15 protein-coding genes and 1 other RNA gene are annotated in these 13,310 nt (G+C 44.5%); 6 read left to right on the top strand and 10 right to left on the bottom strand.

Annotated features, from left to right (window positions below):
- Positions 1-230: 230 nt before the first annotated feature.
- Positions 231-1,097: a small-conductance mechanosensitive channel MscS gene (mscS, locus tag L3V30_RS03865; protein ID WP_005393946.1), complete on the top strand. Its 867-nt coding sequence runs from the start codon at positions 231-233 to the stop codon at positions 1,095-1,097.
- Between the two features lie 46 nt (positions 1,098-1,143).
- Here mscS and L3V30_RS03860 read toward each other — a convergent pair whose 3' ends face one another.
- Positions 1,144-1,626: a YbaK/EbsC family protein gene (locus L3V30_RS03860; RefSeq protein WP_074191803.1), complete on the bottom strand. Its 483-nt coding sequence runs from the start codon at positions 1,624-1,626 to the stop codon at positions 1,144-1,146.
- Between the two features lie 19 nt (positions 1,627-1,645).
- Positions 1,646-2,275 carry a LysE/ArgO family amino acid transporter gene (locus L3V30_RS03855; protein WP_074191802.1) on the bottom strand — a complete coding sequence of 210 codons (630 nt, stop codon included), beginning with the start codon at positions 2,273-2,275 and terminating at the stop codon, positions 1,646-1,648.
- Positions 2,276-2,421: 146 nt separating this feature from the next.
- Here L3V30_RS03855 and L3V30_RS03850 point away from each other — a divergent pair, with 146 nt between their 5' ends.
- Together L3V30_RS03850 and L3V30_RS03845 are read left to right on the top strand one after the other, a co-directional pair.
- Positions 2,422-3,318, top strand: coding sequence for a LysR family transcriptional regulator ArgP (locus L3V30_RS03850; protein WP_182037135.1), 897 nt, complete (start codon positions 2,422-2,424; stop codon positions 3,316-3,318).
- Positions 3,319-3,545: 227 nt separating this feature from the next.
- The gene (locus L3V30_RS03845) at positions 3,546-4,238 is read left to right on the top strand and encodes an oxidative stress defense protein (protein WP_005393939.1); all 693 of its coding nucleotides are present in this window, start codon (positions 3,546-3,548) and stop codon (positions 4,236-4,238) included.
- Between the two features lie 60 nt (positions 4,239-4,298).
- Here the strand turns inward: L3V30_RS03845 and serA are convergent, their stop codons facing one another.
- The 5 genes from serA to L3V30_RS03820 form a co-directional block, all read right to left on the bottom strand.
- A complete protein-coding gene (gene serA, locus L3V30_RS03840; RefSeq protein WP_005393937.1) occupies positions 4,299-5,531 on the bottom strand; it encodes a phosphoglycerate dehydrogenase in 1,233 nt (410 codons plus the stop codon).
- A 273-nt stretch (positions 5,532-5,804) separates the two neighbouring features.
- Entirely contained in the window at positions 5,805-6,461 is a 657-nt protein-coding gene (gene rpiA, locus L3V30_RS03835) for a ribose-5-phosphate isomerase RpiA (RefSeq protein WP_005380982.1), read from the bottom strand.
- A gap of 53 nt (positions 6,462-6,514) precedes the next feature.
- Positions 6,515-7,114, bottom strand: coding sequence for a 5-formyltetrahydrofolate cyclo-ligase (locus L3V30_RS03830; RefSeq protein WP_074191801.1), 600 nt, complete (start codon positions 7,112-7,114; stop codon positions 6,515-6,517).
- Positions 7,115-7,119: 5 nt separating this feature from the next.
- A non-coding RNA gene (gene ssrS / locus L3V30_RS03825) (6S RNA) lies at positions 7,120-7,304 on the bottom strand.
- Between the two features lie 8 nt (positions 7,305-7,312).
- On the bottom strand, positions 7,313-7,621 hold the full coding sequence (locus L3V30_RS03820) for a cell division protein ZapA (protein WP_005393932.1): 309 nt from the start codon (positions 7,619-7,621) through the stop codon (positions 7,313-7,315).
- A gap of 249 nt (positions 7,622-7,870) precedes the next feature.
- Between L3V30_RS03820 and L3V30_RS03815 the strand changes: the two genes are divergently transcribed.
- From L3V30_RS03815 to L3V30_RS03805, 3 genes are read left to right on the top strand one after another with little or no spacing between them, the layout of a single operon-like run.
- Complete coding sequence (locus tag L3V30_RS03815) at positions 7,871-8,449, top strand: YecA family protein (protein WP_012841402.1); 579 nt, start codon at positions 7,871-7,873, stop codon at positions 8,447-8,449.
- Positions 8,450-8,472: 23 nt separating this feature from the next.
- A complete protein-coding gene (gene ubiH / locus L3V30_RS03810) occupies positions 8,473-9,651 on the top strand; it encodes a 2-octaprenyl-6-methoxyphenyl hydroxylase (RefSeq protein ID WP_012841403.1) in 1,179 nt (392 codons plus the stop codon).
- Between the two features lie 31 nt (positions 9,652-9,682).
- Positions 9,683-10,891, top strand: coding sequence for an FAD-dependent 2-octaprenylphenol hydroxylase (locus L3V30_RS03805; protein WP_237308333.1), 1,209 nt, complete (start codon positions 9,683-9,685; stop codon positions 10,889-10,891).
- A 65-nt stretch (positions 10,892-10,956) separates the two neighbouring features.
- On the opposite strand, the gene L3V30_RS03800 is transcribed toward L3V30_RS03805, so the two are convergent.
- From L3V30_RS03800 to ygfZ, 3 genes are all read right to left on the bottom strand, one after another.
- The gene (locus tag L3V30_RS03800) at positions 10,957-11,163 is read right to left on the bottom strand and encodes a DUF1107 domain-containing protein (RefSeq protein ID WP_005380970.1); all 207 of its coding nucleotides are present in this window, start codon (positions 11,161-11,163) and stop codon (positions 10,957-10,959) included.
- 638 nt (positions 11,164-11,801) lie between these two features.
- Positions 11,802-12,275 carry a YbaK/EbsC family protein gene (locus L3V30_RS03795; protein ID WP_031780369.1) on the bottom strand — a complete coding sequence of 158 codons (474 nt, stop codon included), beginning with the start codon at positions 12,273-12,275 and terminating at the stop codon, positions 11,802-11,804.
- The gene (ygfZ, locus tag L3V30_RS03790; protein WP_237308332.1) at positions 12,268-13,236 is read right to left on the bottom strand and encodes a tRNA-modifying protein YgfZ; all 969 of its coding nucleotides are present in this window, start codon (positions 13,234-13,236) and stop codon (positions 12,268-12,270) included. The genes L3V30_RS03795 and ygfZ overlap by 8 nt, the downstream gene beginning before the upstream one ends.
- Between the last annotated feature and the right edge of the window lie 74 nt (positions 13,237-13,310).

The following is a 13,310-nucleotide window of genomic DNA, read 5'->3' as shown; positions in this document are numbered from 1 at the left end:
TGCGTAACCTGTAACAAGCCAATATCAGAAAACTCTGATAAAGTCTTGTTTTGCATATCTTTGCGAAACTCTGACTTTGAAAAAAGTCAAAGTTGGGATATTGTGCCAAAAATCTGACACTGTTCAGTGGGGCAATAGGGATGTTGTTTTAGAAAAGAGCCTTTAAAAAACAAGGTTCATAAATTAACGGCAATTGGATTTATATATCTTTATTTTTGAGGATAAGAATTATGGCAGGTGAATCGGTGGGTATCGATACCACTTTAACGGATGGTCTAACTCAGGCTGAAACTTGGCTGACAAATAACTCAGATCTACTGGTTCAGTACGGTGTGAACATTATCTCTGCGCTGCTTATTCTGTTTATCGGTAATATTATCGTTAAAGCAGTCGCTGGTAGTGTTTCTAAAGTACTAGAAAAGAAAAACATGGATAAGGCTGTCGTTGAATTTATTCACGGTCTTGTTCGTTACTTGCTATTTGTAATTGTACTTATCGCCGCTCTTGGTCGATTAGGCGTTCAAACCGCTTCAGTCGTGGCTGTAATCGGTGCGGCAGGTCTTGCTGTTGGTCTTGCGCTACAAGGTTCACTATCAAACTTTGCAGCTGGTGTACTCATTGTTGCGTTCCGCCCATTCAAATCTGGCGACTACGTAGAAATTGGCGGTGTAGCGGGTAGTGTTGAAGCAATTCAAATCTTCCAAACTGTTCTAAAAACACCAGACAACAAGATGGTTGTTGTGCCTAACTCGTCAGTAATCGGTGGTGCAATTACTAACTACTCTCGTCATGCAACGCGACGTGTCGACTTAGTGATTGGTGTGTCATACAAAGCGGATCTTAAACTAACGAAGAAAGTAATTCGCGAGACGCTAGAAAAAGATCCGCGTATCTTGAAAGATCCTGATATCACAATCGGTGTACTTACACTGGCAGACTCTTCAGTAAACTTTGTGGTTCGCCCATGGGTGAAAACTGCAGATTACTGGGGCGTATACTTTGATGCAATGCAAGGTATTAAAGAAGCATTGGATGAAAATGGTATAGAAATTCCATTCCCACAAATGGATGTTCATCTGAACAAAATCGACGCTTAATACAAGCGGTAGATATTCGAAAGCGAGGCCAATTGGCCTCGCTTTTTTATATCTCATAAAGAATGTGATTACCGGCAAGCAATAGACGTTTTAGATGTTTACCGGCAAAGCCAAAGGTGAATTCAGGCAACCCTGGCGTATAGAGCAACTCTTCGTGTTGATACAGGGTTGTATCAACAATGAGCGTGACATATTCAGGTAAGCCAATCGGACATACCGCTCCAGGCAAACAACCTAACACTTCGACCATTTCATCGTCGTCACAAATTGAGGGGCGTTTGCCTGTGACGGCTTTTATTTGTTTGGCATCGAGGCGAGAGTCTTTTTCTGTTAGATAAATTGCGTAGCCTTGTCCTTTAAGTTTTAAGAAGAGGCTTTTGGTGTGCGTGCCTGTCCATCCAAGCTCGGACGCAATTCTTATATCCGTGTCAAAGTCTAAGATGGCTTCATGCTGCCATTCCCGAAAAGGAATAGAGAGCGCGTTGAGTCGCTCTCTATTGATATCATAGATACGCTTTAGTGACTCCATGTCTTTGTTGTCCTGTTGATTACCAGTACTTTTCAATAAGTTCGCTAGCTAAAACATACGCAATCGTGAACATCATTACTGCGACCGCGATGTCGATGCCTTTTTTCACTCTTGGCTTTGATAGGGTAGGGCCTAGTTTTGCGGCTCCTATTGACAAGGTATAGAACCAAACAAAGGAAGCCATCATCGTACCTAGTGCAAAAGCAATTCGGTCATGGCCTTCAAACTGCCCACCAATAGAGCCCAAAATAACGACTGTATCTAAATACAAGTGGGGGTTAAGTACTGTGACGGCTAACGCGCCTAAAATGACCGTTCGACGACCACGTGCGACGACTTCACCTTTTGATTCTGACTCACTGTCTGACTTAAACGCGCTTTTAAGTGACAGTAATCCATAAAAGCTCAGGAAGGCAATACCACCAAGGGTCACCGATGTTAGTAAGATTTCATTTTGAGACAGAATCGCACCACCACCAAAGATACCTAGAGAAATGAAGATCATATCTAGGATGCTACAAATAGTGGCAGTCGTCAGGTGATGATTGCGCTTTATACCTTGGTTCAAGACGTACGCGTTTTGTGCGCCGATCGGAATGATCATTGATGCCCCTAAACCAAACCCTTGCAATAGAACCCATAAGCTCACACTTCACCTCACTTCAAAATAACCAATCAATTCTCAGAAGAGTGAAAGATAAAGAGTTTATCTAAATAAGTATAATTAATGATTTTAATATTATATTAGCTAGGCTAATTTAAGGGTTGGTGTTTTATCAGGAGAGGAAGAGTAGGATGAGAGGGTTGGACTATAAATGGATTGAGGCATTAGATGCCGTGGTTTATCAGGGGAGCTTTGAGCGTGCTGCTGAGCATTTATTTGTCTCGCAATCAGCGATTTCTCAACGTATTAAACAATTAGAGAAGTTTCTCGCACAACCCGTTTTGGTTCGTAGTCAACCACCCAAGCCAACGCCGATTGGTAAAAAGTTATTAGGCCTTTATCGTCGAGTGCGCTTACTCGAGCATGAAATTCTACCCGAACTCAAGAATGATACCAGTACTCGACCTGTACAACTCTCTTTGGCGACCAATGCTGATAGCCTTGCTACTTGGCTACTGCCTGCACTGCAAGATGTCATGAAGCAGCGTCAGGTTGAACTCAAACTCACTATCTATGGTGAATCTCGTTCCATCGAAAAGCTAAAAAGTGGCGAAGTGACGGGGGCGATCAGCTTAGAATCCCAGCCGATACCTGGCTGTAGAGCGGATTACTTGGGACGTGTTGATTACGTTTGTGTCGCGAGCCCGGAGTTTTATCAGCGTTACTTTGCTCAAGGCGTTAATAACCAGACTTTGGCCAAGGCGCCGGCCGTTTCGTATGATCAATATGATGACCTACATAGAACCTTTCTTACCGAGCATTTCAATGTCAGCCCTGATAGCGTCATTCACCATAACATCAGCAGCTCTGAAGCGTTTCTAAAAGTGGCGTTAGCTGGTGTAGCCTATTGCTTAATCCCTCGTTTGCAAATTACCGACGAGCTAGAGCGTGGCGCGTTGGTTGATGTTACTCCCGGTTTTTTAATGTCCCATCGGATTTATTGGCATCATTGGCAACTGGAAACGGGGGTTCTACAAGAAATCTCACACGCGATAGTCGGGTATGCTCAGCGACACTTACCTCAATAAGTTCATTGTCGCATCGATGGGTTCATTGCCGACAGAGTGTTTCGTTGAAAAATTACGCCAATGTTACATAGTCAAAGTTGTGTTAGAAGTCATTCTGAGTGCTTGGATAATCGACAGAAGTTTCTATTATGAAACCATACACTTTCTCAGTAGTGATAGTTTTGTCTGAATCTTGAGCCTTTCTGCTGAGAGTAAGTACTTTATTTTTGTATGGATGGATTTATTGAATGAGACTGTATTCATTTTTGCTGGCTTCTGCACTCAGCCTTACTAGTGCTTCAGTGTTGGCGAACTCGCCTGAATTTGCTCACGTAACGACGACAGGTTATGGTGAAGTTATTGCTACACCAGATATGGCGACGTTTTCTGTGAAAGTGGTAGACACGACAATGACTGCTGAACAGGCCAAGCAGTCAGTTGACAAAACCGTTGAGCAATTTCTGAAAAATCTGTCCGATGCTGGCTTATCAAAAGACAATGTTACCAGCTCGAATTTATACCTTGCGCCTCAATACCACTACCCTAAATCTGGTAAAGCAGAGCTCGTTGGTTATCGCGCTTCTCGTAGCATTGATGTGACGGTTACGGATCTAAAAAACCTAAACCAGTACCTCGATATGGCGTTAGAAGCAGGGATTAATCAGGTTGATAATATTCAACTTAAGGTAAGCAACCAGGCTGAGTATCAGCAAAAGGCACGCATGGCGGCTATCCAAGATGCGCGAGAAAAAGCAGCGTCACTGGCTACTGGCTTTGAGAAAAAATTGGGTGATGTTTGGCAGATCAATTACAGACAGATGCACGTTCAGCCAGTTCTAATGCGCTCGATGGCGATGGACAGTAAAGAAGGGGCAAACAGCTACCAGGATTCTACCATGATTATTCGCGATCAAGTTGACGTGATTTACAAGCTGAAGTAATACTGGGTGCAAAAAGAAAAGGCAGGGTATTCCCTGCCTTTGTTATTTCTGCTTCACAAATTAGTGAAGGATACGAGCACGGATAGTGCCTTCAATACTTTTCAGTTTCGCTAGCGCTTCTTCTGAGCGCTCGGTTTCAACATCGATCACTACGTAGCCGATTTCAGCGGCTGTTTGTAGGTACTGTGCAGCAATGTTAATACCGTCTTCCGCGAAGATGGTGTTGATCTGAGTAAGAATACCAGGACGGTTTTTATGGATGTGAAGCAAGCGAGAGCATTCACCACCGTGCTCTGGCAGTGACACCTCTGGGAAGTTTACGCTTGAAAGCGTAGAGCCGTTGTCAGAGTACTTCGCCAGTTTTCCTGCGACCTCAACACCGATGTTCTCTTGTGCTTCTTGCGTTGAACCACCAACGTGTGGAGTGAGGATGACATTATCGAACTTCTGTAAAGGAGATTCGAACGGGTCGGCATTCGTTTTCGGTTCTGTCGGGAATACATCAATCGCAGCGCCCGCAATATGACCTGCTTCTAAACTATGGCAAAGCGCTGGAATATCCACGACAGTGCCGCGTGCTGCATTAATAAAGATTGAGCCTGGCTTCATGCGAGCAAACTCAGCTTCACCCATCATATTTTTTGTTTCTGGCGTTTCAGGAACGTGCAGAGAAATTACGTCACACTTGTTTAGTAGTTCACTCATGGTATGTACTTGCGTCGCATTACCAAGGGACAATTTGTTCTCGATGTCGTAGTAGTAAACGCGCATACCTAAGTTTTCGGCAATAATACCTAGCTGCGTACCAATGTGGCCGTATCCGATAATCCCAAGACGTTTGCCACGAGCTTCGTAAGAGTTGTCAGCACTTTTCTTCCAAATACCGCGATGTGCAAGCGCATTCTTTTCAGGAATGCCACGCAGAAGTAGTAGGATTTGACCAAGTACCAGCTCAGCCACACTGCGTGTGTTAGAGAACGGTGCATTAAACACAGGAATGCCTCGTTTTGCTGCTGCGTCTAGGTTTACTTGGTTAGTACCGATACAAAAACAGCCAATTGCAACCAGTTTATTCGCCGCATTGATTACCTCTTCGGATAGGTTCGTACGGGAGCGAATACCGATGAAGTGCACGTCTTTAACCGCTTCAATCAATTCTTCTTCCGGAAGGGAACCTTTATGGTACTCAATGTTGGTATAACCAGCTGCTTGAAGAACTTCAACTGAAGAAGGGTGGAGTCCCTCTAACAAGAGGATCTTAATCTTTTCTTTTTCCAGTGAAACTTTGGCCATTTTTTCTCGTCCTTAAAATGGAAAGGTGGGCTAATGTGGCGCACATTGGGCAAAACTATTAAAAAGGGGATAATTGATAGTTTTGTAGGAAGACAAACGTTTCCTTGTGCGTCTTCTGTTCAATAAAGTAACAAAAAAAAATTGCTTTGGGTAAGAAAATTACGGAATAAGAGATAATTTTCTTAGAGAAAGGAATAAAAAACGGTGCCTTGCAGCACCGTATGTAATGAAATAACAGAAAAGTGAACCAGATAGGTCGATTTGAGCTGTTATTTATTCTTCAATTTTTGCGCCTTCTGGTGTACCTGTGATTACGACGTCAGCACCACGGTGAGCAAAAAGACCCACAGTCACCACACCCGCGATACCGTTGATCTTGTCTTCCATTTCTTTCGGGTTAGTAATCTGCATGTTGTGTACATCCAAAATTACGTTGCCGTTGTCAGTCACAACGCCTTCACGGTAAGCCGGGTCACCGCCCAGTTTTACTAATTCGCGCGCAACGTAAGAGCGTGCCATTGGGATCACTTCTACAGGTAGTGGGAACTGACCTAGTACGTCAACTGCTTTGGTGCCGTCAACAATACATACAAACTTATCAGAGATTGCTGCGACAATTTTCTCACGAGTCAGAGCCGCGCCGCCGCCTTTAATCATTTCACGTGCTGGGTTAATTTCGTCTGCGCCATCAACATACACATCCAGCTTCATTACGTCGTTACACTCGTATACTTCAATACCAAGCTCTTTAAGGCGCTCAGTTGAAGCGACAGAGCTAGACACTGCACCTTTAATATCGTCTTTGATAGTGCCTAGTGCATCGATGAAGTGATTCACGGTAGAGCCAGTACCAACACCGACAATGCTGCCTTTCTCAACATATTTTAGTGCTGCCCAACCAGCCGCTTTTTTCATTTCATCTTGAGTCATGCCAATCTCCTGAATAGATGTTCGTTAACGTTTGCGGGCGTGATTATAGCGGCTTACTTGCCACTTTCCCATTGCCATATTCGGCTTGGGGTCACGATCTTAGGTAATGGAATGTCCCAGCTTTCAATTGGTAAGCGTTCTACATGTTGGCAGTCGTGAGCGATACCAACAGGCTTGGCACCTTCTCCGGTTATAAACCAATGAGACAGGGTACGGTCATAATACCCTCCGCCCATGCCTAAGCGGTGGCCGATGCTGTCGAATCCAACCAAAGGTGTACAAATGATATCAAGTTGACGAACGGGCTTGAGGTGGCGGATGTCCAGTTTGGGCTCTAAGATGCCGTATTTGTTGTAGACCAATTGATCATCACTTACGTACAGAAGAAACAGTAACTGACCTTTGGAAAACGGATGGATGACAGGTAGATAAACCGATTTTCCCTGTTGCCACAACCACTCAATGAGCGGCTTGGTATCAAGTTCACCGTCAGCAGAAAGATAAATAGCAATATGCTGTGCTTGCTGGATTTCAGGAAGTTGAGAGAACTGAGTGACAAGGTCGATCCCCGCTTGGAATTGCGTATCGCTACACAATGCGTTGCGCTTTTCACGAATCAGTTTGCGGAAGTCTTGTCGAGAGAGGTCTGACATAGAGAGAATACCCCAGGGTGCCGTTGAGGATTGTGGCCCTTGAACCAGCTGGTTCAAGGCGGATCAGCAATGACAACCGTAGGCTTCTCGGTACATGCCGAGCTTGCTCAATAGTTACCAAATACTAACCCTTAGGTATTGCTTATCGGCTCAGGGACTTAAATCCTGCTGACGCACACCCCAGGGTAAATTTTGTATTTACTGCTGTCCTTGCGTAACTTTGCTTAGTGCGTTCTCAAGAGACGCAGTGAGCTTTTCCATTCGCTCAGTAATTTCTTGCTGTTGACCGTTTGATTCGTATGACTTGGTGTGCAACTCATAACAAATATTCAATGCAGCGAAGGTCAGCAGTTGGATTTCATTGGTTACCTTAGTACGTTCGCTCATTTCTTTCAATCGGCGATCCAGATCTTTTGCCGCTGCAACAAGAGACTCTTCTTGTCCTGTCGGACAATTCACTCGTGTAACTTTGCCTAATATTTCAACGTCGATCGCTTGATTGCTCATGATGAATAAACTCTATATTCGCGCTATCTAAGGTGTTGCTTCATACAACTACCGAGGAGCAAACTATAGGAAAACCGCTATTAAGATTCAAGCATTTCCCATCACAGAAAGAGAAATGATGACGAGATCACACAGGAATTGGGCAAATTGAGCAAATGCTGTTCAAAATTGAATTTGATAGCCGTTTCAGACCACTAACCTTGATGGTAGGATATACCAATACATTATTATGCAAGAATGAGCCAAGTTATGAGTGAAATCACCCTTCCTGAATACCAATCTATTGCTGCTGAACTGCAATCTGCAAGCCTAGCAGTAACACCTGCGGAATTACATGGCTTATTTGTCGGCATGTTAAGTGGTGGATTGGCGATTAATGATCAAACTTGGCAGCCTATTCTGTTTGACTACACCAATGATGGTATGGGTTGGCCTTCTACTGCGCTAGCTTTTGCTCAAAGCGTATTCACCGTTACTGTCAATGAACTCACGGGCACGTCGATGGAGCTGTCTTTATTATTGCCAGATGAGCCGGGAGAAGAAGGCTTATTCGCGTTGGCTGACAGCGTGTCCGATTTCGTAAACCACTTTATTTCTGGGTTAGGTCTAGCAGGTATTGCGCTAAATAAAGCGTCAGATGACGCTAAAGAAGCATTGGCTGACCTAGAAGAGATTGCCAAATTAGGCATTGATGAAGATGACGACCTCGGTGAACAAGCGCAATTGCTAGAACAAGTGATTGAACACATCAAAGCTTGCGTACTAACGATTCATGCTGAGTTTGGTGTTCGCCCTGAAAGTAGCGATAAAAAGCCTACTATTCATTAATCGTAGATGGTCCAGAGGTTAGCATGAAGCAATATGATGTAGTCATTGCTGGTGGTGCCATGGCTGGTGCAACGTTGGCATTAGCGATTGACCATTTGTCCCAGGGAAAGCTCCGCATTGCCGTCGTTGAGCCTTTTAAAGCTCAGTCAGATATGCACCCTGGTTTTGACTCTCGCTCAATCGCATTGTCTTACGGTACTGTCAATCTGTTGCGTCAACTACAGCTCTGGACTTCAGTAGAACCGTTTGTCACACCCATTGAACATATTCACGTTTCTGATCGCTCTCATGTTGGGATGACGGAAATTACCAAGCAAGAGATTGGCGTTGAAGCACTAGGGTATGTTGTCGAATTAGCCGATGTTGGTCGCGTATATCAAGAATTATTAGATAGCAGCGCATCTATTACGCTGTTTTGCCCTGACTCTGTTACCGATATCGAGCGCGAGCAAGACTGTACCCATATTACGTTGAAAAGCGGTGGGAAGCTTGAAGCAAAACTGCTGGTGGCAGCCGATGGTGCTGTTTCGACTTGTTGTCAGAAAATTGGTTTAGAGCTTTCTGAGCAAGATTTTGAACAAGTGGCTGTCATTGCCAATATTGTTACTCAAGAACCTCATCAAGGTAGAGCCTTTGAACGTTTTACTGAAAATGGCCCTGTTGCTTTATTGCCAATGAGTGACAATAGAATGTCTTTAGTTTGGTGTCTGCACCCTGAGGAAGCCCAAGCAGTTCTTGAGTTATCTGACCAAGCATTTCTCCAACGTTTACAACAAGATTTTGGCTGGCGTTTGGGCGCGATGAAAAAAGTGGGACGACGTGCGAGTTACCCATTGCTTCTTCGCCATCGAAAGCAAAATATCTCTCATCGTTTTGCGATTGTTGGGAATGCGGCGCAAACGCTGCATCCGATAGCTGGACAAGGTTTTAATCTTGGTATTCGCGACGTTGTCTCGCTAGCAGAAGAAATCGTGCAGCAAAGCGATGATGTTGGTCTTTATCAAGGCTTGATGCGCTTTAGTCAGCGTAGAGAGGCAGATCGAAGCGAAACGATCTGGCTAACCAGTGCCTTAGTGCATATTTTTTCAAATGATTTACCCGCGATGCGAATTGGGCGAAATACGGCCTTAGCAGCGATGGATAACCTTTCTATTTTTAAGCAGCCGCTACTGCGCCATACGCTTGGTTTGGTAAAACGATGAACGGCCGCACTGAATTAGGTAATAAAAAGCAATGATGCAAAGTGTAGATATCGCCATCATCGGCGGAGGGATGGTTGGGTTGGCACTTGCTGCCGCGTTCAAGGACAGCGATCTGCGTGTCGCCGTAATAGAAGGCAAGGTGCCAGATGAGTCGTTGAAAGAGTTACCTGATGTGCGTGTGTCTGCGTTGAGCCGTTCTAGTGAGACTATCTTGCGTAAGCTTGGCGCTTGGCAGGGGATAGAGCAACGCCGCGCTTCACCATACTACGGTATGGAAGTGTGGGAGCAAGATAGCTTCGCTAGTATTGAGTTCAATGCACAAAGCATGGCACAACCTGATTTAGGGCATATTGTTGAGAATCGAGTGATTCAACTCGCACTGCTCGAACAAGTCCAAAAGCTCGATAACGTCACTATGTTTATGCCTGCACGTTGCGCGACCTTAGCGGTGGGCGAACAAGAAAGTTGGTTGACGCTCGACAATGGTCAAGCCATGACGGCTAAGTTAGTGGTCGGAGCCGATGGGGCAAACTCGTGGCTTCGTCATCAAATGGATATTCCGTTAACGCATTGGGATTATGGACATCATGCTCTGGTCGCGAATGTTAAAACCGCTGCTCCGCACAATAGCATTGCACGACAGATTTTTACTCCTCAAGGGCCATTGGCGTTTTTGCCAATGTCGCAACCAGATATGTGCTCTATTGTTTGGTCCACTGAGCCAAATCGTGCAGAGCAGCTATTGGCAATGAGTGAGCATGATTTCAACAAAGCGTTGACGAGCGAATTTGATACACGACTTGGTCTATGTGAAGTCGTGGGAGAGCGTGCCGTGTTTCCTCTGAAAATGCGTTATGCGCGAGATTTTGTTGTGGAGCGAGTCGCATTGGTTGGTGATGCTGCCCATACCATTCATCCTCTAGCGGGCCAGGGGGTAAATTTAGGTTTATTAGATGCAGCCAGCCTCGCTCAAGAGGTGCTAGCGCTATGGAAGCAAGGCCAAGATATTGGCAGCAAACGTAACCTAAGAGGTTATGAGCGTTGGCGCAAAGCGGAAGCAGCAAAGATGATCGCTGCAATGCAAGGGTTCCGAGACCTGTTCTCTGGAGAGAATCCTGCTAAGAAGCTGGTTCGTGGCATTGGTTTGAGTTTAGCGGGTCAATTGCCGGGAGCGAAAGATGAGATCATGAAGCGTGCGCTTGGTCTAAAAGGTCATCTGCCTGATCTGGCACGTCAGTAGGTGTAAAGCGAACTTCAAATACACAAAAGGCTGGTTAATCCAGCCTTTGTTTTATCAACGTTTTGCTAAGCATATGCGCATCGGAGTTTCATTATTTCTTGGTTGATCTCTTTGACCGCTCGGAAATGGCGTTGCTCTGCTTTCTCCGGCAGTATTAACTTGCCGTTATCAAACTCGAATCTACCGACCCCGTAAATATAAATTCTTCCTTTAAAAAGACGACTTATATGTTTAGCAATCATACTTGGTGTATAGCGCTTAAACAGTCTCATATTTACTTTCCTTTTATCTAACCTAGCCTAGGTATTCTACGTTTTGGACGCGAAAATTATTGTGACAGCCATAGTATTAAATACAGATGTAGGGTGTTGCGTCAGAGATTTGTGTTGTCTTAGACAATTTGACAGTGTCATCTCTTAAATAGCGTGAGGATTACCCCAAAAAATCACCGTTCAAGGAACCCTTACAACAATACACTCCTTTTTACGTGACGCATTAAGCAATAGTTTTGTTACAGAATTAAGAATAGAACGAAAATGATTGTTTGCTAATTGTTTCTATTGAGGTGGTATCCAACAGAACAAACTTTACGTCCTAACGGTTAGAGAAAGAGGAAGAGAAAAAAGTTCCGCACAAAAAAAGCCCGCTTCAGCGGGCGAATAGTCACAGATGCATTACACAAAAGTGGACAGCTGACGGTATGAATACTGTCATTCAGTCAGCTGATTCACTTTATGTTGGTTAAGTGCTTGTTTGAAACTTAACCAACAAATTCAGCATATACGAGTTTTATCTTTGTGACTATTTATGTTTTATATGTGATTAAAAATTCTCTCGTCTATTTTTATAGATATGAGCGAGATCACGTGGTGATAGAAAAACTACGTGCTATTACATTATTTTTAGACGACTAACGACAGATCTCAGCTACGGTCGGCTGACACAATTGGATAAGATCTTGGATAGAAAGCGCCAGTCCAGCCATACGATCGCCACTGCTGATCGTGACTTCCTGTTCTTCTAGTAAGCTAGGATCGAACACGATCGGCATGTGTCGTTTGAGTAATAGTGGAGTGACAGTACCAATTTTGTAACCTGTGATGGCCTCAACGTCGGCTTGATCAACGCAAGTCATCCGGCGGCATTGCAGTAACGAGCGCACTTTTTTGGGATCGACACTACGATCACCAGGCGCACAGGCGAGAGCATATTGATTACCCATGTCTCGTAGCAAGATCGCTTTTACCATTTGAGAAGGGCGAATGCCGCGTTGTTGCGCGGCATCCTCAATAGTGGTTGCTGGTCTTTGATGCGGTAACAGACGAAACGGAATGTGTTGGTCTGTGAGAAATTGCATCAAAGGAGTATTGATTGTATTACTCATCATCAAGGCTGTAAGGCAGTGATTCGATTGTCCATTCACATTCTGGTTGAGCAACCAAACGAAGACGAGTGTCTTCATCGAGATTATTAGGCAGTACGATCAGGCCAATCGCGTGATTGTCACTGAACTGGTAGTGATTTAATAAAGCACCTACTGAACGCCAGTTTTCACCTACGCTGCGTTCGAGCTCAATTGGCTCGTCACTAAATGGAGCAGAAGTTGCCCCTTTTACGATGTACATCGCACGTTTATTTGTACCGCGATACTTAGCTCGTGCTACCGTTTCTTGTCCTGTGTAGCAGCCCTTTGTGAAGCTAATGCCTCCTAAAGCTTGCACGTTGAGTGCTTGTGGAATGTGAGCATTCTGCGCGGATGCAGAGACAAATGGTAAACCAGCTTCAATGTCGAAACGATTCCAAAGTTCATTTGTCGTAAGGGCAGCATCTGTATTTTCAACGACTTGTTGCGCAGCTGACGCACTTAATATCAGTAGCCAGCGGCTTTGTGAAACTTGTACCGCGGTGCCGCCTTCAACAGGGCGAACGCTGCCAGTCGTTTTGCTCATTGAAGAAATAAGCTCGTCGGCTTTGACGCCTGCAACACCTAAGATAACTTCATCAGAAGCTTCAATCGTTACTTTAGAGAAAATGGCGTATTTTTTTATTTCGCTAAGTTCTACGTCAATCGCCGATTTTGGTTGGATCATGCCGTAGCCATCGTGGTGATGGAAAAGGCGGAACACACTCCACACTTTACCTTTCGCATCACAATGTGCGCCTAATGTTGATTGGTCTTGTTCTAAAGAAACGACATCGCAGGTAACCTGACCTTGTAAGTATGATTTTTTATCGTCACCGACCATGGTGATCATGCCGAAATTGTCCAGCAGCGAGATAGATAACTCTGGAAGTGCGTCTTGAGTTGAGATAGGTAGTGCTGAAAAACGAGTTTGCCATTCCATAATTACAATGCCTTTTGAAGATATTTTTCCGCTATGTTATACCCAAATAACCTTGAGATACTAGGGGAGCGATT

Origin of the sequence: Vibrio sp. A1-1, from assembly GCF_021728175.1 — a bacterium.
In the GTDB taxonomy this organism is placed as follows: domain Bacteria; phylum Pseudomonadota; class Gammaproteobacteria; order Enterobacterales; family Vibrionaceae; genus Vibrio; species Vibrio diabolicus.
This window is presented reverse-complemented; position numbering and strand designations above follow the sequence as displayed.